The sequence below is a fragment of the Rhodovulum sp. BSW8 genome, assembly GCF_003314725.1.
Lineage (GTDB): Bacteria > Pseudomonadota > Alphaproteobacteria > Rhodobacterales > Rhodobacteraceae > Rhodovulum > Rhodovulum visakhapatnamense.
In genome coordinates this window covers 1-23763 of the sequence record NZ_QNVX01000053.1, presented here as the reverse complement: position 1 = coordinate 23763, position 23763 = coordinate 1, and the positions used below count along the sequence as shown (strand labels likewise).

Here is a 23763-nt window from a genome sequence, read left to right as displayed (position 1 = left end):
TCCGGGCGATTGGCGTCGCCCATCGGCTTAGCGCAGATCGGCCACCCGGGACAGGTGTGCGGTTCGGGCGTGCAGGCGCGAGGTCCGAGGGATCGGCCGGTCCGGGTCCGACAGGGCAGGCCGCGACCGGCAGAGACGACGCCCGGCAGCTGAACAGGAACCGATCGCGGCAGGCCCCTGCCCATCAGCATACCGCAGAATCGGCCTGCCGGATAGGGACGGTCCATCGGGACTTGCCAAAGCCCGCCGGACTTGGTCTGACCACGGGGGGGGAACCATCTGGACAGGAGACCGCCGTGACCGGGAAACGCGCGCGCGAGGGCTATGTATCGAAGGCCGGGCTTGAGGTCGCGGCCGAGCTGGCCGCCTTCATCGAAGAGGCGGCCCTGCCGGGCACCGGGGTTGCGCCCGACCGGTTCTGGGAGGGGCTGGCCGGGCTTGTGCACGACCTGACGCCCAGAAACCGGGCGCTGCTGGAGACGCGCGACAGGTTGCAGGTGCAGATCGACGCCTGGCATCAGGCCCGGCGCGGTGCGCCGCACGATCACGAGGCCTACAAGGCCTTTCTGGAAGAGATCGGCTATCTGCTGCCCGAGGGCGCGGAGTTCGAGATCGGGACCGAGGGGCTCGACCCCGAGATCGCCTCGGTGCCGGGGCCGCAGCTGGTGGTGCCGATCACCAATGCGCGTTATGCGCTGAACGCGGCCAATGCGCGCTGGGGCAGCCTTTACGACGCGCTTTACGGGACCGACGCGATGGGCGGTCCGATCCCCGCCGGGGGCTATGACCGAGGCCGCGGCGCGCGCGTCGTGGCCCGGGCGCGGGTCTTTCTGGACGAGGCGTTTCCGGTCTCGGGCACCAGCCATGCCGATGCCCGGCGCTATCATGTCCAGGGCGGCGCGCTGCTGATCGACGATCATCCGCTGGAAGATCCGTCGAAATTCGTGGGCTATCGCGGCCATCCGCGGGCGCCGGACGCGGTTCTGCTGAAGAACAACAACCTGCATGTTCAGCTGGTCTTCGACCGCACCCATCCGGTCGGTGCCCGCGATCAGGCGGGGCTTGCGGACATGCGGCTGGAAAGTGCCGTTTCGGCGATCATGGATTGCGAGGATTCGGTCGCCTGCGTCGATGCCGCCGACAAGACCGTCGCCTATCGCAACTGGCTGGGGCTGATGCGGGGCGATCTGTCGACCGATTTCGTCAAGGGCGGCGAGCGGCTGACCCGGGCGCTGTCGCCCGATCTGGATTTCATCGCGCCCGACGGCAGCCCGCTTGCGGTCAAGGGCCGGGCGCTGATGCTGGTGCGCAATGTCGGCCATCTGATGACCAATCCCGCGATCCGCGACGGCGCGGGCCAGGAGATCTTCGAGGGGCTGATGGACGCGGCCGTCACCACGCTGATCGCGATGCATGACCTGAAAAAGACCGACGGCGCGCGGAACTCGGTCGCGGGCTCGATCTACGTGGTCAAGCCCAAGATGCACGGCCCCGACGAGGTCGCCTTCGCCGACGAGACCTTCACCCGCGTCGAAGAGATGCTGGGCCTGCCGCGCTATACCGTGAAGCTCGGCATCATGGACGAGGAGCGCCGCACCTCGGTCAATCTCAAGGCGTGCATCCGCGCGGCGAAGCACCGGGTGGCCTTCATCAATACGGGCTTCCTCGACCGCACCGGGGACGAGATCCATACCTCGATGGAGGCCGGACCCTTCAGCCGCAAGGACTTCATCAAGCGCAAGTCCTGGATCACCGCCTATGAGAACCTCAATGTCGATATCGGGCTCGAATGCGGCCTGTCGGGCAAGGCCCAGATCGGCAAGGGCATGTGGGCGATGCCCGACCGGATGGCGGCGATGCTGTCCACGAAGATCGAACACCCGAAGGCGGGCGCCACCTGCGCCTGGGTGCCGTCGCCCACCGCCGCGACGCTGCATGCGCTGCATTATCACCAGGTCGATGTCTTCGCGGTGCAGGCGAGCCTGAAGGCGGGCGGGCGGCGGGCCCATGTCGACGGCATCCTCGACATTCCGCTGGCCACCTTCCGCAAATGGCCGCGGCCCCAGGTCGTCCGCGAGGTCGAGAACAACGCCCAAGGCATCCTCGGCTATGTGGTGCGCTGGATCGACCAGGGCGTGGGCTGTTCCAAGGTGCCCGACATCAACGATATCGGCCTGATGGAAGACCGCGCCACCTGCCGGATTTCGGCCCAGCATATCGCCAACTGGCTGCACCACGGGGTCGTGACCGAGGCCGAGGTGGCCGACGTGATGCGCCGCATGGCCGAGGTGGTCGACCGCCAGAACGCGGGCGACCCGGCCTACCGGCCGATGGCGCCCGATTTCGACGGCGTGGCGTTCCGGGCGGCCTGCGATCTGGTCTTCAAGGGCCGCATCCAGCCCTCGGGCTATACCGAGCCGGTGCTGCATGCCCGGCGGCTGGAACGGAAGGCCGAGATCGCGGGGGCATAGGCCCGGGGTTCAGGCGGCGTAGCGGGTCGCGCCGGCACGGATCTGTTCGCTGAGCTCGATCAGCGCCTCCAGCCGCGCGCGGATGTCGGCATGGAAGGTCTCGAGCTGGTCGATGGTGGCGGCAAGACCCTCGCCGCCAGCCGCGAGGCGCCCGCATTCGACCCGGCCCATGACCCGGATCGAGTCGAGCCCAAGCACCACGCGGCGCAGGTCGCGGCTGGTCTGGGACATGGTCGCCGCGGCGGCCAGCGCCTCGTGCAGATCGGCCCGCGCCTTGGCGGTGCAGCGCGCCTGAATCGCGCCCAGCAGTGCCAGTTCCTCGTCCCGGTCGGCCGGGCCGAGCGGCTCCTGTTCGCCGCGGAACTGGCGCAGCAGGTCGCTTTGGACCTCGGCCGCGGCCAGCATGAAGACGGCATCGCCCACGACCCGGGCCAGGCGGTCGCAAAGATTGCCGTCCTGACCGGCAAAGCTGCGAAGCTGTTCGATGATCTCGGCCGACGCGACCTTGTAATTGTCTGAAATCGCGGTGATCGGTCCCCCGACCGGTTCCAGCCGGGCGGCGAAGATCCGCATGTTGGTGGGGATGGATTGCAGCGCCTCGAAGGTCTGGATCAGCGCGCCCTGTTCCCGGGTCGCGGCGGTCAGGCTGGCAATCACCTTGTCGAGCGCCGCCAGGCGGGTGCCGCCATCGCTGCCGACAGAGGCGCGCTGGGCAAGCTCCTGCCCCAGCGCCTGGGCCATGAATTCCTCGTAGCTCGGGAAACCCAGCGCATTCAGCCGCTCGAGCAGCAGCGCGGCGCTGTCTTCGGGGCTGAGCTTGTCGGCCAGTTCGCGGGCGCGCAGCGCGCGGTACTCGGCCTGGACGGCCGGGAACAGCGGCCCTGACGGCTTGATCCGAACGGAAAGATACCCGTCGTCCATCGGCATGACCACGGCGAAGACCCAGTAATAGCGTCCGTCCTTCGCCAGGTTCTTGACATAGGCGCCGATCGGCCGCCCCGACTGGATCGTCTGCCACAAGAGCCAGAAGACCGCGCGCGGCATGTCCGGGTGGCGGATGATGCGATGCGGTGCACCGATCAGTCCCGGCCAGTCATGGCCGGAGATCCTCTTGAACACCGCGTTACCTGCGCGAATGACCCCCCGCGAATCGGTGCGGGAGTAGAAGATCTCCTGTAGTGCGAACGGCACTTCGCCCGTCTCGGGCTGGTCGCCCTGACCGACGCCGGGATGCGCCATGACGCCTCCGTAAACTCATACAAACACGGGACTTTCTTGTCGTGAGCTCAGGGCTATCAGTCGAATCTTAATGAAAACTTTCCGGGCTTTTCGTGACGTTGGGTCACTTGAGGGGGCAGGGGGGCGTGCTGCGGGACGAAGCGGGAACATCGCGTTCCGACCCGTCCGGGCGGACCAATGCCGCCTGCACGCGCGCGACTCGGCAGGGCCGCGCTGGCCCGGCGAACGCGGCGTCGCCGGGCGGACCTATTGGCAGCAGAGGGGCTGTTACGCCGCGCCCTGAGCGGTCACGCGGTCGACGACCGCTTGCAGGCGGGCGAGCGTGACATCGGTATCGGCGAGCTTGTCGAGCCCGAAGAGCCCGATCCGGAAGGTGCGGAAGTCGGACCCCTCGCCGACCTGCAGCGGCGTGCCCGAGGCGATCTGCATGCCCTCGGCGCGGAACCGGGCACCCGACTGAATTTCGGGATCGTCGGTATAGCAGACCACGACGCCCGGCGCGGCAAAGCCCGGCGCCGCGACCGAGGCGAAGCCGCGCGCGGCCAGCATCTCGCGGACCTTGCGGCCCAGCTCGGCCTGCGCCGCCTTGGCGGCCGCAAAGCCCATCTCGCGGGTCTCGGCCATGGCGTCGCGCAGCCCCAGCAGCGCGTCGGTCGGCATGGTGGTGTGATAGGCATGCCCGCCGTCTTCATAGGCCTTCATGATCGCCCGCCATTTCTTCAGGTCCATGGCGAAGGAGTTGGACGCCGTGTCGGCCAGCCGGTCGGCGGCGCGGGCCGACAGCATGACCATCCCGGCCGAGGGCGAGGCCGACCAGCCCTTCTGCGGGGCCGAGATCAGCACGTCGACGCCGGTTGCCTGCATGTCGACCCAGATGCAGCCCGAGGCGATGCAGTCCAGAACCATCAGCGCGCCGACCTCATGGGCGGCCGCGGCCATGGCGGCGATGTAGTCGTCGGGCAGGATGATCCCGGCCGAGGTCTCGACATGGGGGGCGAAGACCACATCGGGGCGGGTCTCGCGGATCTTCGCGGTCACGTCCTCGATGGGCGCGGGCGCGAAGGGGGCCTTCGGGGCATTGCCCGCGGGGCGGGCCATCAGCACCGCGGTTTCCCCGGCAAAGCCGCCCGCCTCGAAGATCTGGGTCCAGCGGTAGGAGAACCAGCCGTTCCGGACGATCAGAGCGCGGCGTCCGGTGGCGAACTGGCGGGCGACGGCCTCCATCGCGAAGGTGCCGCCGCCGGGCACCAGCGCCACCTCGGCCGCGCCATAGACCTCGCGCAGCATCTCCGAGATGTCGCGCATGGCGGTCTGGAACCTGGCTGACATGTGGTTCAGCGAGCGGTCGGTGAAAACGACGGAAAACTCGCTCAGGCCGTCGGGATCGACATCGGGACGCAAGCCGGGCATCGGGCAGGACTCCTATGCAATTTTGCCACAGCACTAGGCTGTTGGGCGACGGGATGCCAGCGAAAACCGGGTCTCGGCTCAGCCCGCCAGCGCCAGCGCGGCCCCGCCTGCCGCCCCCAGCAGGACGACCGCCCAGGACGGCGCGCGCCAGAGGGTCAGGGCCAGAAATCCGGCCAGCCCGAGCGCGAAATGGTGCAGATCGGTGATCCCGCCGGTGAAAAGCGGATCGTAAAGGGCCGCGCCCAGCACACCGACGACGGCCGCGTTCGCCCCCTGCATGGCCGATTGCGCCCGGGCCCGGCGGCGGAGGGCGTCCCAGAAGGGCAGGACGCCGATCAGGATCAGGAAGCCCGGCAGGAACAGCGCGGCAAGTGCCAGCGTTGCGCCGACAAGACCGTTCGGGGCGGGACCGAGGACCGCGCCGAGATAGGCCGCGAAGGTGAAAAGCGGCCCCGGCACCGCCTGTGCCGCGCCATAACCCGCCAGAAAGGCGTCATGGCCGACCCAGCCCGGGGCGACGGTGCCGGCCTCCAGCAGCGGCAGGACCACATGGCCGCCGCCGAACACCAGCGCCCCGGCCCGGTAGAAGCTGTCGGCGACCGCCAGAGGCTGGGCGAGGCCCGCCAGCAGCGGCAAGCCGCAAAGAAGACCGGCAAAAAGCGCAAGAGCTGTCGCCCCCTGGCGTGGGGTGACCCGGCCGGAAACCGGGATGCCCGTGCCGGGGGCGCCCCGGCCAAGTCCAAGCCCCGCCAGCGCGCCAAGGGCGATAGCCGCGACCATGCCGCCCGCGCCGGGCAGGGCCGCCAGAACCGCGACGGCGCCCAGTGCGATGGCCGCGCGGGGCCGGTCGGGGCACAGGGTCCGGCTCATGCCCCAGACCGCCTGCGCGACAATGGCGACCGCCACCGTCTTCAGTCCGTCAAGCGCGCCCTGACCAAGCGGGCCGCTGACATGCGCCGCGGTCATCGCGAAGCCGAAGAGGATCAGCGCCGAGGGCAGGGTGAACCCCGCGAAGGCTGCCAGCGCCCCGGCCCAACCCGCGCGCCTCAGGCCGAGCGCGAAGCCGACCTGGCTTGAGGCGGGGCCGGGCAGGAACTGGCACAGCGCCACCAGATCGGCATAGGCCGCATCGCCCAGCCAGCCGCGCCGCGCCACGAATTCCTCGCGGAAATAACCCAGATGCGCGATGGGGCCGCCGAAAGAGGTCAGCCCCAGCCGCAGGAAGACCGCGAAGACCTCGGCGGCGCTGCCCCGGCCCGGTGGTGTCGTCTTGGTCATGGCCACCGGTCCTCCGCACCTTGCGATGCGGCCGTCCTGACGCCGGACTGTGACGCTGGCGTGACGGCGGGGGTCAGCTCAGCCCCGTTTCGATGGCCAGCCGGATCAGTTCGGTGGTGTTGCGCAGGCCGAGCTTGCGCTTGAGCTGCGAGCTGGTGTTCGCCGCGGTCTTGTAGCTGATGCAGAGCGCATCGGCGATCGACTGCAGATCCTCGCCCCGGCCGAGCAGCCGCAGCACCTGATGCTCGCGTTCGGTCAGCGCGCTCAGCGGATCGGACTTGCCGCCGATCTTCATCGAGGCGACCGAGACAGCCAGCCTGTGCGGCAGGAAGATCTCGCCCCGTTCAAGCGTGCGCACCGCCTCGAGGAAATCCTCGGGTGCCGAGTTCTTCGACAGATAGCCGCGCGCTCCGGCCTCCAGCGCCTTGACCGCGAAGACCGCCTGTTCGTTCATCGTGAAAACCAGAATGCTGGCGCCCGGCGCGCGGGACAGCAGCGGCCCGATCATGTTCAGCCCGCCGGGGCCGGGCATGCCGAGGTCAAGCACGATCAGACCGGGCCGACAGGTTTCGGCCAGCCGGCAGGCGATGCGGTCGTTCAGCGCCTCGAGGATCTCGTCATAGCCCAGATCGCGCAACAACTGGCCGCAGCCGATATGGGTCACGGGGTGATCGTCGACGATCAGCGCGGATCGCGTCATCGGGCAGGCTCGGGTTCGACGCGCGCGGCCGAGCGTCGGGTTGTCAGCGGCAGGATCGCCGAAAGCCGGGTCCCCCCGGCCTGGCGGCGCCCCAGGTCCAGCGTTCCGCCCAGCGCCCGCACCCGGTCGCGCATCGCGGTCAGGCCACGGCCCTCGGCCGCGCGCTCGGGCAGGCCGATGCCGTCGTCCTCGACGGTCAGGTACAGCACCTCGATCCGGCCGGGCATTTCGTGCGGTTGCAGCTCGACCCGGACCCGGCGCGGGCGGCCATGGCGCAGCGCGTTGGTCACGCCCTCCTGCACGAAGCGATAGGCGGTCAGGTCGACGATTTCCTCGGTCTCGGGCAGGCGGTCGGGCAGGGCGATGTCCCATTTGATCCCGGTATGGGTGCTCTGGAACCCGTCGATCATGTCGCCCAGCGCCTCGACCAGCGGCAACTGGCCCACCGTCATCGGCCGGAGCGTGGTCAGCAGCCGGGTATTCGCGGTCTGGATCTGGTCGACGATGGCCGTCACGGTCCGGGCGTCGCGCAGCAGCGTGTCGTCGCCGCTTTTCAGGGCTGCGCGGGCAATGGCGCCCGCCTTGACCTTGAGACCGAAAAGGCAGGGACCGAATTCGTCATGCAGTTCCATCGCGATGGCGCGGCGCTCGGCGTCGCTCAGCGCGACGATCTTGCGGGCCAGCGCGGCGCGGTCGGCCTCGCTGGTCTCGAGGCTGCAGGCCAGGGCGTTGAAGCCGCCCACCAGCGGCTGGAAATCGGGACCGGGCACCCCCGAGATCCGGGTCGTCAGCGCGCCGCCCCTCAGCGCGCCAAGGCCCCGGTTCAGCGTGTCGAGGGGGCCGAGCGCCCGGCGGATCAGCACCACCAGCGCGACGACCGTCACCCCGAAGCCGATCCCCAGCGCCCAGAGCAGTGCGGCGGCGTCTTCCCAGACCTCGTCGATTTCGTCCTTCGGCGCGGTGGTGATCGAGACGAAGCCGTAATCGGCTCCGTCGGCCAGAACTGGCAGCCGGGTCTCGCGCCCCGCCGGTGTCACCAGATTGCTGAACCAGCGGGGGGCCGCGCGCGCGGCAGGGTCGGCGCCGCGCCGGTCGCGGACCCCGGCCCGGGTGACCGGAAGCGCGCCGGTCCGGGCGTCAAAGATGGCTATCCGCACATGGCGTGGCTCGACCAGCGTTTCGGACAGTCCGGCCAGAACCTGATCCGGCGGCAGGCTGCGCAGGGCCGCCCCCACGGCCGCGATCACCTGCGCCCGCGCCCCGGATTCCGCGGCCGACATTTCCAGATCGACCGACCGGCGCGCGTTGTGAAGCAGAACGGTTGCCGCCAGCCCAAGCGCTGCCAGCTGCATCAGACCCACACAGAGCACGACCTGCCAGCGCAGGTGCAGCCGATCGACCATCCGCATACCTCTCCGTTCGCCCCAGAATAACCGGTCGATTCGCATCGGTCGATTGCCCAAAGGTCGAACGGGACGGCCGGGGCGGGAACGACCGGTGGCGGCATTGCCGAATCTTCCCGGCCAGAAAGGGGAGGAACGGCGGCGTCCGGCCATGCTAGCCAGACAGAGGAGGAGATGAGGGGGGAACGGATGGCGGTTGCACCAGGAGGTTGGTCTTGCCTCTTTGACCTGTGCCTGCGGTGGCGGGGCGTCCTTTGCGCCCTGCTGACCGCAGCGGCGACACTCCCTGCCGCCGCGCAGGAGGTGCGCACCGCCGTTCTGAGGATCGAGTACCCCTCTCTCCTCCCGCTGTCCCGCATCGACCTGCCGGTGCCCGATCTGGGGCTCGCGGGCGCGCAGCTGGCGACCCAGGACAACACCACGACCGGCGGATTTCTGGGGCAAAGCTACGACACGGTGGCACTGAGTGTGCCGCCCGAGGACGCCCAGGAGGCGTTTCGCGGGGGGCTCGATCGCGGCATCCGGCTTTTCGTGGTGATGGCACGCACGCCCGAACTGCTGGCGCTGGCCGATGCGGCGCCGCCTGATGCGCTGCTTTTCAACGCGACGGACGGCGACCGGGCGCTTCGCAGCGAGGAGTGCCGGGCCAACCTCTTGCATGTGGCCCCCAGCGACGCGATGCGGGCCGATGCGCTGACCCAGTTCCTGGTCTGGAAGAAGTGGACCGACTGGGCGCTGATCGAGGGCTCGAACCCGGCCGACCGGGCGCTGGCCGAGGCCTATCGCGCCTCTGCCGCCAAGTTCGGGGCCGAAATCGTCGCGGAAAGGGTCTTCGAGGATACCGGCGGCTCGCGGGTGTCGGATTCGGGCCATGTGCTGGTGCAGCGGCAATTGCCGGTCTTTACCCAGGACCTGCCTGCCCATGACGTCGTGCTGGCCGCCGACGCGACCGATTACTTCGCGGGCTACCTGCCTTATAACCTGTGGTCGCCCGCGCCGGTCGCGGGATCGGCGGGGCTGCGCCCCCTGACCTGGGCGCCGACGCATGAGTCCTGGGGCGCGACCCAGATGCAGAGCCGGTTCGAAAAGCTCGCGGGCCGACCGATGCGCGAGGAAGACTACCAGACCTGGCTGGCGCTTCGGGTGATCGGCGAGGCCGTGACCCGCACCGGCTCGGCCGATCCGGGCAAGATCCGGGCCTATGCGCTGGGCGACGATTTCGCGCTGGCGGCCTTCAAGGGCCAGCCGGTGAGCTTCCGCCCCTGGAACGGCCAGCTGCGCCAGCCGATCCTGCTGGCGACGGGGCGGATGACGGTCAGCGTCTCGCCGCAGGAAGGCTTCCTGCATCAGGTGACGTCGCTCGACACGCTGGGGCTCGACCGGCCCGAATCCGCCTGCACCGCCTTCGATCAATGAGGATGCCGATGTTTCGCGCCGCTCTTCTGGCCGCCGGTTCCGTCGCGGCCGCCCTGCCTGCCGCCGCGGGCAATGTCTTCGTGACCAACGAGAAGGGCAACACCGTCAGCGTTCTCGACAGCGCGACCTGGAAGGTGATCGCCGAGTTTCCCGCGGGCAACCGGCCGCGCGGCATCACCATCGCCCCCGATGGCAGCGAGCTTTACGTCTGCGCCTCGGATGACGATCTGGTGCGGGTCTTCGATCCCCGGACCTTCGAGGAACGGCACACCCTGCCATCGGGCCCCGATCCCGAACTGTTCGTGCTGCACCCCTCGGGCAACCCGCTTTACATCGCCAACGAGGACGACAACCTGGTGACCGTGGTCGATACCGAGACCCATGCCGTGCTGGCCGAGGTGCCCGTGGGGGTCGAGCCCGAGGGGATGGCGATCAGCCCCGACGCCCGCGTGGTGATCAACACCTCGGAAACCACCAACATGGCGCATTTCATCGACGCCGAAACCTACGAGATCGTCCATAACGTGCTGGTCGACCAGCGCCCGCGCTTTGCCGCCTTCACCGAGGACGGCACCAAGCTTTACGTCAGCGCCGAGATCGGCGGCACGGTCAGCGTGATCGACATGACCGCCGAGCCGCCCGCCATCGTCCGCAAGATCGGCTTCGAGGTGCCGGGCGTGCTGCCCGAATGGTTGCAGCCGGTGGGCATCGCCATCACCTCGGACGCCGCGCGGGTCTTCGTGGCGCTGGGGCCTGCCAACCGGGTCGCGGTGATCGACGGGGCGACCGACGAGGTGGTGGACTATCTTCTGGTGGGCCAGCGCGTCTGGCAGATGGCCTTCACCCCCGACCAGAGCCATCTGATCACCACCAACGGCAATTCCAACGACGTCTCGATCATTGACGTGGCCGCATTGGACGTGATCCGGTCGGTGCAGGTCGGCCAGCAGCCCTGGGGGGTGGCGGTCGCACCGGACTGACAGGGAAGAAGATCAGGACAGGGAGGAACAGACTTGAGACCCATCGCCTTCGCGCTGGCCGTGCTGGCCGCGACGCCGGTCGCGGCCCCCGGCTTCGCCGCGCCGCTTTGCGACCAGTTCGGCTTTGCCGGGCTTCTGGCCAAATGCAACCGCGGCGCGCCGATCGAGCTGACGCTGGCCTCGGGCCAGCCGCTGTATGCGGGCGACGGCCCGGTCGAGCTGCAGTCGGGCGCCTATTACGAATTGCACGTGACCGCCGACGGCTCGGCCGAACTGGCCTTGCAGGGGCCCGATTTCTTTCGCGCGATCTGGATGAACGAGATCGTCATCGCGGATATCGAGGTGCGGCCGATGGCCATCGACAGCCTTGAATTCGACGCCGCCGGAACCGTCCGGCTGTCCTTCGTCGCGATCAAGCCGGGCAGCTACGAGCTGAAGATCCCCGGCAGCAGCGGCGACAGCCAGCGCGTCGTCCTTGCCATCCGTTGACCCTCAGGAGACCCCGATGATCAGACCGCTTGTTCTTGCCGCCTTGCTGGCCCCGGCCGCGCTGACCCCGGCCCTGGCCGACGAGGCCGTCCCGGCCGAGACCGCCGAGCGGATCATGGCAATGCTGACCGACATGCAATGCGAGATGGACCCCGCCGATATCGAGGCCGAGGACAACGGCGGCTTCGAGCTTGACGATGTGTTCTGCGCGGATGGCCAGTACGACATCGACCTGAACGCCGATCTCGAGATCACCGAGCGCCGCAAGGAGTGACGTGACGAGTGCCCGGTGTTCCGGCGCGACGGTGAGGCGCCCGGCCCTCTGGCCGGGCGTTTCCGCGTCTAGCGGAGCCGCGCCAGAAGCGCGGGCGAGGGGGTGCCGCTGACCGGCAGCCCTTGGCGCGCCTGGTAGCTCCGGATCGCCTCCTCGGTCTTCGGGCCGATCACCCCGTCGGTGCCTTCGGTGTCGAACCCGGCGGCGGTCAGGCGCCGTTGCAGATCCTTGCGGTCTTCCAGCGTCATGCCGGTCGCATCGGGCGGGAAGGCTTTCGACAGAGGCGGGCCGCCCGCCAGCCGGTCGGACAGATGGCCGATGCCGATGCCGTAAGTGACCGCGTTGTTGTAGCGCAGGATCACCTCGAAATTGGGAAACAGCGCAAAGGCCGGACCTTGCCGCCCGGCCGGGGCCAGGATCGCGGTGGCGCCCGCGCGGGGCAGCGGTCGGCCATCGGCCCGTGTCACGCCCAGGGCCGACCAGGCGCTGGCCTCCTGCGTCCGCCCGCGTCCGGTCCGGGCCAGGTCGAGCGTTTCGGGCAGGCGCACCTCGTTCCCCCAGGGCTGGCCGTGGCGCCAGCCCGACCGCTGCAGATAGGCGGCGGTCGAGGCCAGCGCGTCGGTCGGGTCCTCCGACCAGATGTCGCGCCGCCCGTCGCCGTCGAAATCGACCGCATAGGCCAGATACGAGGTCGGGATGAACTGCGTGTGACCCATCGCGCCCGCCCAGCTGCCGGTCATCCGGGCGGGGGTGATGTCGCCCCGGTCGAGGATCTTCAGCGCGGCGATCAGCTGCCCCTCGAAGAACCGGCCCCGGCGCCCGTCGAAGGCCAGCGTCGCCAGCGCCGAGACCACGGGAATGTCGCCGCGCCGCGCGCCATAGCGGCTTTCGAGCCCCCAGATCGCGGCCACCACCGGCGCCTCGACGCCATAGCGCGCCTCGATCGCGGCAAGACTTCGGGCATGGCGGGCCAGCATCGCCCGGCCGGTCGCGACCCGCTCGTCCGAGGCGGCGATGGCCAGGTAATCCTCGAGGCTGCGGGTGAATTCGGTCTGGTTGCGGTCCTTCTCGATCACCTCGGGCAGATAGCCCGCGCGACCCAGCGCCCGGTCGAGCGTGGCCGCTGAAATGCCCGCCGCCGCCGCCCGCGGCCGAAAGCTGCGGCGCCAGGCGTCGAAGGCGGGATTGGCGACCGCGCGGGGCGCCGTTCCGGGGCCGGGGCCAACATTGCAGGCCGAAAGGGCCATGGCGGCGAGGCCCAGAAGAAACGGGCGTCTTGCGATGGTCATGGTCCGGGCCTCCCGCGCGGTGCGTTCCTGTTTGCCTCTGGATAGCCGGGCCGCAGGGCCGCGCCTAGGTGTTCGGTCCCGGCATCTCGTGGATCGGGTTGAGGCTGACTCTGTCCGGCTCTGATGTCCGGATCTTGCAGATGTATTCGCAGGGCGTGAGCCCGTCGATGGTCTTGAGGCGGCGCGCGAAGCTGTAAGCTGCCAAGAAGTCCGCGAGGTGCGTCCGCAGCTGGTCGTGGCTGTCGTGATGGTCCCGTTTGACGTTCAGCGGGGAGACGCGCCACCGGTGCCTCGCCTGATCCGCTTCACCCGCCCTGATCGTGCGGTGCATCCGTTCGACCTGTCCGCCGCTCGGGAAAAACAGTCCCCCCGGACTGTTTTCCGATCCTCCGAACTCCAGGGATGGTTGGGGTTGGCCGGGACCGGGCCTGCCGGGCGAGAGCCCGCCGAGTGCCGGTCCGGGAGCGGGCCTCCGGAAAAAACCGGGCCGGCGCGTAGGAAGGGCGCGCGGCCTGCGTATTGGAAGGTATCGACGCAATCGAAGGAGACCCCGATGCGATCCCTGACCCTGGCGGCGGTCTGTGCCGCAGGCCTTGCCGCCCCGGCCCTGGCGCAATCCGATCTGCTGGCCGCTTACGACCGGAACGGCGATGGCGCCCTGTCGCGTACCGAGTTCGAAACGCTGCAGAAAGAGGCTTTTGCCCGGCTTGACGGCAATGGCGATGGCCGGCTCGACGCGGCCGAGCTGTCTGGCGCGGACAAGGGCCGTGGCGACGGCGGCCGGGCGATGAGCCGCGACACCAATGGCGACGGCGTTGTCACCGAGGCCGAGTTCGTGGCCGCCGGTCGCGCCTTCGGCAAGCTCGACCGCAATGGCGACGGCGTGCTGTCCGGCGACGAACTGGCCCGCCTGACCCGGGCGCTGTCGCGCGGCCGCGGTTGATCCCCGACTGACCGGAAAGGAGACATCCCATGCGATCCCTGACCCTTGTTCTTGCCCTGACCCTGCCGCTTGGCGTGGCGCTGCCCGCGCTTGGCCAAAGCGTCACTGTGACGGGCGCCAATGGCGCTACCCTCAGCAAGGACCGCACCTGTCTGCGCGGCAATGGCGCGGCCAATTGCGAAACAACCACAACCGCGACCGGGGCGAACGGACAGACCGGCTCGAAGACCCGGTTCCGGACCTCCGAGCCTGGAAGCTCGACCACCACGGTCGATCGGACCGGGCCGAACGGTCAGACCCGCGGCCAGTCCCGCACCGTGACCGTGTCGCGGTAGGGGTGGCGTTCCGGTGCGGCGCGATCCGCCGCATCGGGGGCCGGTGGCAGCCGGGCATGGACCCGCGGCAGGACGAGGCAGAGGCGCTGATGGCGGCGCTGGCCCGGGGCGAGCGCGGCGCGCTGGCCCGGCTGGTGACGCTGTTCGGACCGGGGCTCCGGCGCTATGCCGCGCAGGCGCTGACGGTCGGAACAGAGGCGGAAGACGTGACCCAGGAGGTGTTCCTGCGGGCCTGGCACCGCGCCGGGCTGTACGATCCGGGCCGGGGCAGCGTCGCGGCCTGGCTGTACCGGATCGCGGTGCGGATCTGCATCGACCGCAACCGGCGCGGCCGGTTCCGGCGGTTCGTCGGGATCGACGCCATCGCCGAACCCGAGGACGAGGCACCGGGCGCCGAGGCCACGGTCGCGGCGCGCCAGCGTCTGGCCCGGGTTCGGGCCGCGATCCGGGCGCTGCCCGCGCGCCAGCGCCACGCCATCCTGCTGCGTGCCGCGGGAGAACTCGGCACCGCAGAAATCGCGCGGACGCTCGGCATCAGCGCCGGGGCGGCCGAACAGCTTCTGGTACGGGCCCGCGCCGCGTTGCGGGCGACAGTCGACAGGGAGGACCACAGATGACCCGCGATCCCGAACGCCCCGAGGCCGAACCGGCCTGCCCGGACCCTGCCCGGTTCGACAGCGATCTGGCCCGGCTTCTGGCCCGGCCGGAGGACGAGGACACCGCCGAGCTGTCGCGCGCGGTGCTGAGCCGGCTGGCCGCGCCCCCGGCCCGGGGGCCGGGCGCGGGCGAGGTGCTGTCCGAGCCGCTGCCCTGGGCGGCGGGCTTCGGCGGGCTGTTGCTGGCGGCGGCAGCTCTGGGATATGCGCTGCTGCCCGGGGCCAGCGGCGAAGAGCTGATCCTCTGGGCGCTGCTCGGCGATCTTTCGGCCGGGATCGGAGGGTTCTGATGGCAAGAGTTCGGGGCATGTCCGCCGGACGGGTCGCGCTGGTCGCGGTACTGGCGCTGTCGCTTCTGGGCAATGCCGTGGCGCTGGGTGGGGCGCTGAAACTGCAGCGGGTCAAGACGGCACTGCTGGGCGAGGCCGCGGCTGCGCAAAGCGTGGTCTTCCCGGCCGAGATCCGCCGCGACCTGCGCCGCGCGCTGGAGGCGCGGCGCGACCGGATCGACCCGGCGCTTGCGGCGGCGGTGGCGGCGCGGGCCGAGGTCGTGGCGCGGGGCGCGGCCGAGCCCTTCGACCGCGCCGCGACCGAAGAGGCGATGCGCGGCTTTCGCCGCGACCTCAATGCGCTGCTCGATCTGACCCAGGAAACGGTGCTCGACGCGCTTGGCGCGCGGGCATCCGGCGCGCCCCTGAACTGAGCGCGGCGCGGCGGTCCCCCCTCCGCCGCGCCGCACGCCAGGGGCGAAGAAGGCGGTGCCGGAGCGCACTTGCCGCGTTCCGGTGCCGCAGCCGTCCCGGGCCGGACGACATATGCCTGTCACATGCAGCGGTTAACGGCGTCGCAACCGGCCGCGGGTTGCGCGGCTGCCTTCCGCGACCTGTCAGGAGATACGACATGAAATCGACGGTTCTTCCTCTCTCGCGCCGCGCCGTTCTGGCGACCGGCGCCGCCGCGCTGGCAGCGCCCCTGATCGCGCGCCGCGCGCTGGCCTCGTCGGGCGAGGTCAATGTCTTTGCCTGGGGCGACTACTTCCAGAACGGCGAGATCCCGGCCGCCTTCACCGACGCCACCGGCATCAAGGTCAACGTCTCGACCTACGGTTCGAACGAAGAAGCCGCCTCGAAGCTGCGCGCCGCGGGCGGCAAGGGCTTCGACATCCTGTTTCCGTCGATCGACACCCGCCCGAACTATGACGAGGGCGGCCTGCTGGCCGAGATCGACGAAAGCCGGCTGAAGGTCGAACGCATCCAGCCCGCGCTGTGGCGGTCCTCGCTGGAACTGGGCGCGGCCCATCGCGGCAAGCGCTATCTGGTGCCCTTCGACTGGGGCACCGAGGGCATCACCTGGGATTCGAGCGCCCTCGACATCGCGCCGGGCGAGCTGTCCTATGGCCATCTCTGGGCCGACGGGCTGGCGGGCAAGGTGGCGATGCGGCAGAAATCGGTGCTGACGAGCCTTGCGATCTATCTCGACGCCATCGGCGAGCTGCCCTCGAACCGCGGCATGGACGTCTACAAGACCGAGGCCGACAATCGCCGCATCTTCGATGCCTGCATCGAGTTCGTGAAGGCGCACAAAAGCAATATCGGCGCCTTCTGGAACAACGCGACCGAGGCAACCTCGGCCTTCACCGATGGCGGCTGCACCATCGGCCAGACCTGGGACACGACCGGCATCAAGCTGCATACCGATACCGACCCGAAATGGCGCTATGGCGCGCCGAAGGAAGGTGCGCTGGCCTGGATGGACACCGCCGCGATCCCGTCGGGCGCCGAGAACGTCGAGCAGGCCTATGAATTCCTCAACTTCCTGCTGACGCCCGAAGTGGGCGGCATGTTCGCGAATGCCACCGGCTACAACTCGGCCGCCATGGGCGCCGCCGAGCATCTGAGCGATGCCAACAAGGAAGCCTTCGCCTATGCCTATCCGGGCGATGCCATCGACAATCTCTGGTGGTGGCCGATGTTCACGCCGTGGTTCTCGGCGGTGCGCGAGGAATATGTCGAAAAGCTGACCAACGCCTGATCCACAGGCCAGGCGCGGGGGGCGATCCTCCCGCGCCCTTTCACGCGGACCGACCCGGCATGACCCCGACCCCCAGCGGCATGGACATCGCGCTTTCGGGCGCTGCGGTGCGTTTCGGCACCTTTCAGGCCGTCCATCCCACCGACCTGACCATCGAGGCGGGCGAGTTCTTCTCGATCCTCGGGCCGTCGGGCTGCGGCAAGACCACGATCCTGCGGCTTCTGTCGGGCTTTCTCGACCCGTCCGAGGGCGAGGCGCGGATCGGCGGACAGCCGATGGCGGGGATCGGGCCGTCCGACCGGCCGACCGCGCTGATCTTTCAGAACCTCGCGCTGTTTCCGCTGATGACGGTCTGGGAAAACGTGGCCTTCGGGCTCGAGATGCGCGGCTGGAAGACGGCCCGTCGCCGCGCCCGGGCCTTCGAACTGCTGGACATGGTCGCGCTGGGCGGGCAGGGCGACAAGCTGCCCTCCGAGCTGTCGGGCGGACAGCGCCAGCGGGTCGCCATCGCCCGGGCGCTGGCGGTCGAACCGGCGGTGCTTCTGCTCGACGAGCCGCTCTCGGCGCTCGATCTCAAGCTGCGCCAGCATATGCGTGCCGAGCTGAAACAGCTGCAGGAGACGACCGGCATCACCTTCGTCTACATCACCCACGATCAGGGCGAGGCGCTGACCATGTCCGACCGGGTCGCGGTGATGAACCGGGGCCGGATCGTGCAGGTGGGCAGCGCCGACGACGTCTACGACCGCCCCGCCACCGCCTTCGTCGCGACCTTCGTCGGCGAGATGAACCGCCTGCCCGGACGGATCGAAAGCGTTGCCGAAGGCCGCGCCCGGATCGCCACCGCAGGCGGCCGCTTTCTTGCGCCCAACCCGGGCGGGCTGGCGCCGGGCGCCGAGGCGGTGCTGTTCCTGCGCCCCGAGCGGCTGCATCTGCTGGCCCCGGGCGAGGCCGCCGCCAATGTGCTGGAGGGCGGTCTGGTGCGCCGCGACATGGAAGGCGCCTTCTCGACCCTGATCGTCGAGACGGGTGCCGGGCGGCTGACGGTGCAGCGGGTCAATTCGGGGTCGGGCGGCCTGCCCGCCGGCCCGCTGCGGCTGGGCTTTGCCGACCGCGCGGGCGTGATCCTGCCCGCAGGCGAGACCGCCGATGACGCGGCTTAGGCGCAGCTTCGGCGCGCCGCTGGCGGCGCTGATCGTGCTTTTGACCGGGATCTGGGTGCTGGGCCTGATCGCCGCGCCGCAGGTCATCATGATCGAGCAGTCGCTGTGGAAGATGGACCGCCCGGCGGGCGCGGCCGAGCTGTCGGTACAGATCGACCGGCTTTACAACCGGCTCGACATGCTGGCGCTCGATCGCGCGGCGGCGCGGACGCTCAGCACACCGTCCGCGACCGACGCGAAGCTCGCGCAGATCGACGCCGAGCGCGCGGCCGTTGCGGCAGAGATCGCCGATCTGGAGACCCGGGAAAGCACCCCGGTCAGGACCTGGACCCTGACGAACTACGCCCAGATGGGCCAGGCGCATCTGCGGATCTTCGCCAAGACGATCCTGGCCGCGCTGGCGGTCACGGCCATCGCCTTCGCGGTCTGCTATCCGATCGCCTTCGCCATCGCCAAGCTGGAACCGCCGCGCCGGGCCGCGCTGATCATGCTGGCCCTCGTCATCCCCTATGCCATCAACGAGTTGCTCAGGGTCTTTGCCTGGCAGATGATCCTGAACTACGGCGGGCCGCTCAACGCGGCGCTGGGGCTGCTGGGGATCGGCCCGGTGCCGTTTCTCGAAAGCGGGTCGGGCGTCTTCGTGGCGATGGTCTATGCCTATATCCTGTTCATGGTCTTCCCGCTTTATAACGTGCTGGAAACGCTGGACATGAACCAGATCGAGGCGGCGCGCGACCTGGGCGCGAAGACCTGGCAGATCCACCGGCGGATCGTGCTGCCCCATGCCCGGCCCGGCATCGCGGTCGGCTGCATCATGACCTTCATGCTGTCTGCCGGGTCCTATTCGGTGCCCTATATCATGACCCGCGGCACCGCGGCGCCCTGGTTCGCGCAGCTTGTCTACAACCGCTTCTTCCAGGCGTCCGACTGGAACGTGGGCGCGGCCTATGCGGTCAGCCTGCTGGCGGTCTGCACCGGCTTCGTCTTCCTGATGATGCGCCTGCTGAAGGTCCGGCTGAGGGACATCGCGAAATGACGCGAACCGGCAGCGGCCTTCTTCTGCGGATCTATATGGGGGTCTTCTTCCTCTACATGTTCCTGCCGCTCGCGATCATGGTGGCGGCGGGCTTCAACGACTATTCGCCGCCCTCGGTCACGGTCTGGAAGGGCTTTACCCTGCACTGGTTCACCGAGCTCTGGCAGGACCGACGGATGTGGTCGGGTCTGGCCAATTCGGTGCTGATCGCCGGCGCGGTGATCGCGCTGGCTTTGCCGATGGGGCTGGCCGGGGCGCTGCTGCTGGGGCGGCTCGGCAGCCGGGCGGCGGGGGTGCTTTACACCGCCATGGTCTCGCCGCTCCTGACGCCCGGCATCATCCTGGGGATCTCGACCGTGATCTTCTGGCGCGGGCTCGACGTCTCGGCCGGGCTGTTCACCGCGATCCTTGCCCAGACCACCTTCATCGCCTCCTATACCATGCTGATGTTCATGGCCCGGCTGCAACGTCAGGACGGGGCGCTGGAAGAGGCGGCGCTCGATCTTGGGGCGACGCCCTTCCAGGCATTCCGCCGGATCACCCTGCCGTTCCTGCGCCCGACGATCCTGACCGCCGCCGTCATCGCCTTCCTGCAGAGCTTCGAGAACTACAACACCACCATGTTCGCCATCGGCGGCGAACATACCCTGGTGACCGAGATCGGCTCGCGCATGCGCTTCGGGCTCTCGCCCGCGATCAATGCGCTGGGGATCCTGTTCATTCTGGCCACCGTCGCCTTCGCGCTGGCCTGGGCGGCGCTGAAGGCGCACGAGCGGCGCGCGGCGGAGCAAGCGACATGACCGACACCTTCACCGCGCCCGGGCGGTTCTTTCGCGGCAACCTGCACACCCATTCCACGCTTTCGGACGGGGTGCTGCCGCCCGCCGAGGTCTGTCGCCGCTATGCCGCGCAAGGCTACGATTTCATTGCGCTGACCGATCATTTCATCGGGCTCTACGGATATCCGGTGGCCGACACCCGTCCGTTCCGGGGCGCAGGCTTCACCACCCTTCTGGGGGCCGAACTGCATTCGGGTGCGATGGCCAATGGCGAGCTCTGGCATATCCTGGCCGTGGGGCTGCCCGCCGATTTCGCGCCGGGCCACGCGCCCGATTTCGCCCCTGCCGAGGGTCAGGAAACCGGCGCCGCCATCGCCGCCCGGGCCGCCGCGGCCGGGGCTTTCGTGGCCATCGCCCACCCGCAATGGTCGGGGCTGACGTTGGCCGATGCACGCGGGATCGAGGCCGCCCATGCGGTCGAGGTCTACAATCACGGCTGCGCCGTCGGCAGCGACCGGGCCGATGGCTTCGGCATCGCCGATCTGCTGCTGACCGAGGGCCGGCGGCTGAGCCTGATCGCGACCGACGACGCGCATTTCACCGAGCCCGACCATTTCGGCGGCTGGGTCATGGTCAAGGCCGAAGAGAACGCGCCCGAGCCGCTTCTGGCCGCGCTGAAGGCCGGGCGGTTCTATGCGACCCAGGGGCCCGAGCTGCGCGGGGTCGCGCTGGATGGCGCGGCGGTCGAGGTGGCATGCTCGGCGGTCTCGACGGTGATCGTCCAGGGCCGGGGCTCGGCTGCGGTGGCCTGCCACGGGGCCGCGATGACCCGGGCGCGGGTGCCGCTTGGGCGGTGCGCCGGTTCGCCCTGGCTGCGGGTGACGGCGATCGACGCGGCGGGGCGGCGGGCCTGGTCGAACCCGATCTGGCGCTGAACCCTTGCCTCCGGCCTTGCTTCGGGCCGGGGTTCCGGTCCATCTCTGCCCTTCGGGACCGGAGACAGTATAGGAGCGGGCATGAAACCTGTGGCCAGCCGCGAGGCGATCGACGGGGTGCAACAGATGCACCGGGCGTTGCATATGGCGCTGGACGCGCTGGAAAACCGCAACGAGCCCGACCGCGCCGCCGAGATCCTGCGCCAGATCGACATGGCCATGGTCGACTGGATCGAGGCCGCGCGCTTCATGCGCTGAGCTGACGCCCGCTTGACCGGCCTTCGCTTCTACACCTAGACTTCTGTCCCGATTGGCGGAACGGATTGCCGGCATGCGACTTCTCCACACCGCCGACCTGCATCTTGGACGCCAGTTCAACGGCATTTCGCTGGAGCCCGACCATGACGCCGTGCTGGACCAGATCGCGGCGGCGGTGGCGGCCCATGAGGTAGACGCGCTGGTGATCGCGGGCGATGTCTTCGACCGCGCGGCCCCGTCCGCCAGCGCGGTGCGCCAGTTCAACGCCTTCCTGGCCCGGATCCGGGCCGAAACCGGCGCGGCGGTGGTGATGATCGCGGGAAATCACGATTCCGGCGACCGGATCGAGGCGATGTCAGTGATGACCGACACCGCGCGCGCGCTGATCCGGGGCACGGTCGCGGCCGAGGAACCGCCGCTGATCCTCGAGGATGCGCATGGCGCTGTGGCGATCTCGGCGCTGCCCTTCGCCTGGGAATATGCCGCGCGCGAGGTTTTCGGCGACGAAAGCCTCGCCTCGCCCGAGGATGTGATGCGCGCCCAGATCGCCGCCGCCCGGGCTGCGCTGCCGGAAGGCGCGCGCTGGGTCATCGTCGCGCATGGCACCGTCGCCGGGGCTGCGGTCAGCGATGCGGAACGGCCGCTGGCACGGATCGGCGGTGTCGAGACGGTCGGGGCCGAGCTTTTCGATGGCGCCCAGTACGTGGCGCTGGGCCATCTTCACCGCCCGCAATCGGCGGGCCGCGCCGGGATCCGCTATGCCGGGGCGCCGCTGGCCTTCGGGTTCGACGAGGCGGGCGAAGAGAAATCCATGAGCCTGGTCGAGATCGGCGGCGCCGGAGAGGTCCGGATTGCGCCAATCCCGTTCCGGCCGATCCGGGGCGTCCGGGTGATCGAGGGGCGCCATGCCGATCTTTTGCACCTGCCGCCCACGGAGGATTTCCTGCGCGTCGTCCTGACCGACGAGGCGCCGGTGATCGACGCGATGCGGCGGCTGCGCGCGGTCTTTCCCAATGCCTGCGATCTGGCCTATGCCCGCGAGATGCAGGCGCCCGAGGTCAAGGCGCTGGGCGGGGCGCCCGCGGCGCTTGACGATCCGCTGGCGGTGATCGGCGATTTCCTGACCCAGCTGCGCGGCGAGGGGCCGGACGCGGCCGAACTGGCGGCCATCGTCGCGACGCTCGACGGGCTGCGTGGCCGCGAGGAGGGGGCATGAGGCCGGTTCGCCTGACCCTGCAGGCCTTCGGTCCGTTTCCCGGCCGCGAGGTGGTCGATTTCCGTGCCGCCGTGGCGGCGGGGCTGTTCGGGATCTACGGCCAGACCGGGTCGGGCAAGTCGACGATCTTCAGCGCGATGACCTTCGCGCTGTTCGGCGAGGCCGCGCGGGCCGAACAGGACGCGCCTTCGCTTCGGGCCGACCATGCCGATCCCGACATGCCGACCGAGGTCGAGTTCGTCTTCGATCTGGGCGAGAGGCGCTATGTGCTCTTGCGCCGCCCCGACCAGGCGCGACCCAAGGCCCGGGGCAGCGGCGAAACCCGCGACCCGCACGAGGCCTATCTTTTCGACGCGACGGGGCTCGCGCTCGACCGGATCGGACCCGAGGGGCGCGGCAAGGTGCTGGCCGAAAAGAAGGTGGGCGCGGTCGCGGCGGCGGTGACCGGGCTTCTGGGCTATGGGCCCGGGCAGTTCCGCCAGATCGTGCTGCTGCCCCAGGGCCGGTTCGAGACCTTCCTTGCCGCGCGCACCCGCGAGCGGCTGGAGATCCTGCGCGAGCTCTTCGATGTGTCGCTCTACCGGCGGCTGGCGCAGGCGATGAAGGCCGAGGCCGAGATGCTGGAACGCACCCTTCGCGAGGCGCGCGCGGTCTGCGAGGGACGGCTTGCGGCCGAGGGTTTCGACGGGATGCAGGCGCTCGAGACCGGTCTTGCCGCGGCCGAGGCGCGGCTGGCCGAGGCCCGGACCGCCGAGGCGGCGGCAGCGCGCGAGGCGGTGGCGGCACGTGCGGGGCTGAGCACGGCAGAACAGACCGAGGCGCGGTTTCTGGCGGCGGCGGCGGCAGACCAGGCTCTGGCCGAGATACGCGAGGCCGGGCCCGCGATGGCCGAGCTGGCCGCGCAGGTCCGCCGCGCCGACCGCGCGCGGCTGCTGGTCGATATCGAGGCTCGGGTGGCCGAGGCCGCGCGCGAGACGCAGGCGGCGGCCGCGCGGATGGATGCCGCAGAAGCGCGGCTTGAGGTTGCCGAAGCCGCCGCGAAGCGCGCCGCCGTTCGGGCCGAGGCCGAAGCCGCCCGGGCGCCCGAGACCGAGACGCTCCGCCGCGAGGTGGAAACGCTGGCCCGCCATGCCGAGACGCAGGCCGCTGCGGCCGGTCTGCAGCGCCGGGCGCAGGAGGCGCGCGCACTGGCCGAGGCGGCGCGGGGCGAGCTTGTCGCCGCGCAGGGCGCCCTGACCCAGCGCATGGCGCAACGCGGCAAGGCGGCCGAGGCGGTGCAGGCGGCGCGGCAGACATCGGCCAATCGCGAGCTTCTGACCGCCCGGTTGCAGGCGCTCGAGGCCGAGATGAAAGCCGCGCGTGCGGTCGAGGCGGCGCAGCGCGACGTGGCCGACTCGACCGAGGCCGTGGCCCGGCTGGCGGCGGCGCAGGAGGCGGCGGCGCGCCGGGCCCGGGCCGCGCG

General features: G+C 70.0%; 24 protein-coding genes and 1 pseudogene. 18 read left to right on the top strand and 7 right to left on the bottom strand.

Going from position 1 to position 23763, the window contains the following annotated elements; all coding sequences use genetic code 11:
• Positions 1-296 precede the first annotated feature (296 nt).
• A complete protein-coding gene (locus DSD19_RS18750) occupies positions 297-2471 on the top strand; it encodes a malate synthase G (protein ID WP_113670713.1) in 2175 nt (724 codons plus the stop codon).
• A gap of 9 nt (positions 2472-2480) precedes the next feature.
• Here the strand turns inward: DSD19_RS18750 and DSD19_RS22600 are convergent, their stop codons facing one another.
• The 5 genes from DSD19_RS22600 to DSD19_RS22640 all read right to left on the bottom strand — a co-directional run bounded on the left by DSD19_RS22600 (position 2481) and on the right by DSD19_RS22640 (position 8501).
• Positions 2481-3710 carry a PAS domain-containing protein gene (locus DSD19_RS22600; protein WP_075786715.1) on the bottom strand — a complete coding sequence of 410 codons (1230 nt, stop codon included), beginning with the start codon at positions 3708-3710 and terminating at the stop codon, positions 2481-2483.
• Between the two features lie 267 nt (positions 3711-3977).
• Positions 3978-5120, bottom strand: a complete 1143-nt coding sequence (locus DSD19_RS18740; RefSeq protein WP_113670712.1) for an aminotransferase class V-fold PLP-dependent enzyme — start codon at positions 5118-5120, stop codon at positions 3978-3980.
• Between the two features lie 78 nt (positions 5121-5198).
• Positions 5199-6398, bottom strand: a complete 1200-nt coding sequence (gene chrA, locus DSD19_RS18735) for a chromate efflux transporter (protein ID WP_113670711.1) — start codon at positions 6396-6398, stop codon at positions 5199-5201.
• 73 nt (positions 6399-6471) lie between these two features.
• Positions 6472-7098: a response regulator transcription factor gene (locus tag DSD19_RS18730; RefSeq protein WP_075786712.1), complete on the bottom strand. Its 627-nt coding sequence runs from the start codon at positions 7096-7098 to the stop codon at positions 6472-6474.
• Entirely contained in the window at positions 7095-8501 is a 1407-nt protein-coding gene (locus DSD19_RS22640) for an ATP-binding protein (RefSeq protein WP_133260472.1), read from the bottom strand. Before DSD19_RS22640 ends, DSD19_RS18730 begins: the two co-directional genes overlap by 4 nt.
• A 303-nt stretch (positions 8502-8804) precedes the next feature.
• Between DSD19_RS22640 and DSD19_RS18720 the strand changes: the two genes are divergently transcribed.
• Genes DSD19_RS18720 through DSD19_RS18705 form a run of 4 tightly spaced genes read left to right on the top strand, consistent with a single transcriptional unit; the run spans position 8805 to position 11660 of the window.
• Positions 8805-9917, top strand: coding sequence for an ABC transporter substrate-binding protein (locus DSD19_RS18720; RefSeq protein ID WP_243628114.1), 1113 nt, complete (start codon positions 8805-8807; stop codon positions 9915-9917).
• A gap of 2 nt (positions 9918-9919) precedes the next feature.
• Positions 9920-10897, top strand: coding sequence for a YVTN family beta-propeller repeat protein (locus tag DSD19_RS18715; protein WP_207802489.1), 978 nt, complete (start codon positions 9920-9922; stop codon positions 10895-10897).
• Positions 10898-10939: 42 nt separating this feature from the next.
• Positions 10940-11386 (top strand): hypothetical protein, encoded by a 447-nt coding sequence (locus tag DSD19_RS18710; RefSeq protein ID WP_113670804.1) that lies wholly within the window; start codon positions 10940-10942, stop codon positions 11384-11386.
• Positions 11387-11402: 16 nt separating this feature from the next.
• Positions 11403-11660 carry a hypothetical protein gene (locus DSD19_RS18705; protein WP_075786709.1) on the top strand — a complete coding sequence of 86 codons (258 nt, stop codon included), beginning with the start codon at positions 11403-11405 and terminating at the stop codon, positions 11658-11660.
• 68 nt (positions 11661-11728) lie between these two features.
• Here the strand turns inward: DSD19_RS18705 and DSD19_RS18700 are convergent, their stop codons facing one another.
• Entirely contained in the window at positions 11729-12949 is a 1221-nt protein-coding gene (locus DSD19_RS18700) for a lytic murein transglycosylase (RefSeq protein WP_113670708.1), read from the bottom strand.
• 64 nt (positions 12950-13013) lie between these two features.
• Positions 13014-13301 (bottom strand): annotated as a pseudogene (locus tag DSD19_RS18695) (hypothetical protein); the annotation flags it as partial.
• Between the two features lie 201 nt (positions 13302-13502).
• On the opposite strand from DSD19_RS18695, the gene DSD19_RS21925 reads away from it, so the two are divergent.
• The 13 genes from DSD19_RS21925 to DSD19_RS18635 form a co-directional block, all read left to right on the top strand.
• The gene (locus DSD19_RS21925; RefSeq protein ID WP_134078774.1) at positions 13503-13892 is read left to right on the top strand and encodes an EF-hand domain-containing protein; all 390 of its coding nucleotides are present in this window, start codon (positions 13503-13505) and stop codon (positions 13890-13892) included.
• A 29-nt stretch (positions 13893-13921) separates the two neighbouring features.
• Entirely contained in the window at positions 13922-14227 is a 306-nt protein-coding gene (locus tag DSD19_RS18685) for a hypothetical protein (protein WP_075786706.1), read from the top strand.
• A gap of 56 nt (positions 14228-14283) precedes the next feature.
• On the top strand, positions 14284-14844 hold the full coding sequence (locus DSD19_RS18680) for an RNA polymerase sigma factor (protein ID WP_113670706.1): 561 nt from the start codon (positions 14284-14286) through the stop codon (positions 14842-14844).
• On the top strand, positions 14841-15173 hold the full coding sequence (locus DSD19_RS18675) for a hypothetical protein (RefSeq protein ID WP_113670705.1): 333 nt from the start codon (positions 14841-14843) through the stop codon (positions 15171-15173). The genes DSD19_RS18680 and DSD19_RS18675 overlap by 4 nt, the downstream gene beginning before the upstream one ends.
• Positions 15174-15190: 17 nt before the next feature.
• Complete coding sequence (locus tag DSD19_RS18670; protein ID WP_113670704.1) at positions 15191-15586, top strand: hypothetical protein; 396 nt, start codon at positions 15191-15193, stop codon at positions 15584-15586.
• Positions 15587-15783: 197 nt separating this feature from the next.
• On the top strand, positions 15784-16914 hold the full coding sequence (locus tag DSD19_RS18665; RefSeq protein ID WP_207802488.1) for an extracellular solute-binding protein: 1131 nt from the start codon (positions 15784-15786) through the stop codon (positions 16912-16914).
• 59 nt (positions 16915-16973) lie between these two features.
• Positions 16974-18077: an ABC transporter ATP-binding protein gene (locus DSD19_RS18660; RefSeq protein WP_371412635.1), complete on the top strand. Its 1104-nt coding sequence runs from the start codon at positions 16974-16976 to the stop codon at positions 18075-18077.
• Positions 18064-19113 (top strand): ABC transporter permease, encoded by a 1050-nt coding sequence (locus tag DSD19_RS18655; protein WP_113670703.1) that lies wholly within the window; start codon positions 18064-18066, stop codon positions 19111-19113. Before DSD19_RS18660 ends, DSD19_RS18655 begins: the two co-directional genes overlap by 14 nt.
• A complete protein-coding gene (locus tag DSD19_RS18650) occupies positions 19110-19913 on the top strand; it encodes an ABC transporter permease (protein WP_113670702.1) in 804 nt (267 codons plus the stop codon). The genes DSD19_RS18655 and DSD19_RS18650 overlap by 4 nt, the downstream gene beginning before the upstream one ends.
• Positions 19910-20827: a PHP domain-containing protein gene (locus DSD19_RS18645; RefSeq protein WP_113670701.1), complete on the top strand. Its 918-nt coding sequence runs from the start codon at positions 19910-19912 to the stop codon at positions 20825-20827. The genes DSD19_RS18650 and DSD19_RS18645 overlap by 4 nt, the downstream gene beginning before the upstream one ends.
• 81 nt (positions 20828-20908) lie before the next feature.
• Positions 20909-21085, top strand: coding sequence for a hypothetical protein (locus DSD19_RS21920; protein WP_158272341.1), 177 nt, complete (start codon positions 20909-20911; stop codon positions 21083-21085).
• A 73-nt stretch (positions 21086-21158) separates the two neighbouring features.
• Complete coding sequence (locus DSD19_RS18640; RefSeq protein WP_113670700.1) at positions 21159-22301, top strand: exonuclease SbcCD subunit D; 1143 nt, start codon at positions 21159-21161, stop codon at positions 22299-22301.
• Positions 22298-23763: AAA family ATPase (locus DSD19_RS18635; RefSeq protein ID WP_165828185.1), on the top strand; the 1466-nt coding region annotated here is incomplete at its 3' end. The genes DSD19_RS18640 and DSD19_RS18635, both read left to right, overlap by 4 nt.

Excerpts from the sequence above, each read along its gene's own strand:
- DSD19_RS22600 (WP_075786715.1), bottom strand. The coding sequence starts at position 3,710 with ATGGCGCATCCCGGCGTCGGTCAGGGCGACCAGCCCGAGACGGGCGAA.
- DSD19_RS18740 (WP_113670712.1), bottom strand. The coding sequence starts at position 5,120 with ATGCCCGGCTTGCGTCCCGATGTCGATCCCGACGGCCTGAGCGAGTTT.
- chrA (WP_113670711.1), bottom strand. The coding sequence starts at position 6,398 with ATGACCAAGACGACACCACCGGGCCGGGGCAGCGCCGCCGAGGTCTTC.
- DSD19_RS18730 (WP_075786712.1), bottom strand. The coding sequence starts at position 7,098 with ATGACGCGATCCGCGCTGATCGTCGACGATCACCCCGTGACCCATATC.
- DSD19_RS22640 (WP_133260472.1), bottom strand. The coding sequence starts at position 8,501 with ATGGTCGATCGGCTGCACCTGCGCTGGCAGGTCGTGCTCTGTGTGGGT.
- DSD19_RS18715 (WP_207802489.1), top strand. The coding sequence starts at position 9,920 with ATGCCGATGTTTCGCGCCGCTCTTCTGGCCGCCGGTTCCGTCGCGGCC.
- DSD19_RS18705 (WP_075786709.1), top strand. The coding sequence starts at position 11,403 with ATGATCAGACCGCTTGTTCTTGCCGCCTTGCTGGCCCCGGCCGCGCTG.
- DSD19_RS18700 (WP_113670708.1), bottom strand. The coding sequence starts at position 12,949 with ATGACCATCGCAAGACGCCCGTTTCTTCTGGGCCTCGCCGCCATGGCC.
- DSD19_RS21925 (WP_134078774.1), top strand. The coding sequence starts at position 13,503 with ATGCGATCCCTGACCCTGGCGGCGGTCTGTGCCGCAGGCCTTGCCGCC.
- DSD19_RS18685 (WP_075786706.1), top strand. The coding sequence starts at position 13,922 with ATGCGATCCCTGACCCTTGTTCTTGCCCTGACCCTGCCGCTTGGCGTG.
- DSD19_RS18680 (WP_113670706.1), top strand. The coding sequence starts at position 14,284 with ATGGACCCGCGGCAGGACGAGGCAGAGGCGCTGATGGCGGCGCTGGCC.
- DSD19_RS18675 (WP_113670705.1), top strand. The coding sequence starts at position 14,841 with ATGACCCGCGATCCCGAACGCCCCGAGGCCGAACCGGCCTGCCCGGAC.
- DSD19_RS18670 (WP_113670704.1), top strand. The coding sequence starts at position 15,191 with ATGTCCGCCGGACGGGTCGCGCTGGTCGCGGTACTGGCGCTGTCGCTT.
- DSD19_RS18665 (WP_207802488.1), top strand. The coding sequence starts at position 15,784 with ATGAAATCGACGGTTCTTCCTCTCTCGCGCCGCGCCGTTCTGGCGACC.
- DSD19_RS18660 (WP_371412635.1), top strand. The coding sequence starts at position 16,974 with ATGACCCCGACCCCCAGCGGCATGGACATCGCGCTTTCGGGCGCTGCG.
- DSD19_RS18655 (WP_113670703.1), top strand. The coding sequence starts at position 18,064 with ATGACGCGGCTTAGGCGCAGCTTCGGCGCGCCGCTGGCGGCGCTGATC.
- DSD19_RS18650 (WP_113670702.1), top strand. The coding sequence starts at position 19,110 with ATGACGCGAACCGGCAGCGGCCTTCTTCTGCGGATCTATATGGGGGTC.
- DSD19_RS18645 (WP_113670701.1), top strand. The coding sequence starts at position 19,910 with ATGACCGACACCTTCACCGCGCCCGGGCGGTTCTTTCGCGGCAACCTG.
- DSD19_RS21920 (WP_158272341.1), top strand. The coding sequence starts at position 20,909 with ATGAAACCTGTGGCCAGCCGCGAGGCGATCGACGGGGTGCAACAGATG.
- DSD19_RS18640 (WP_113670700.1), top strand. The coding sequence starts at position 21,159 with ATGCGACTTCTCCACACCGCCGACCTGCATCTTGGACGCCAGTTCAAC.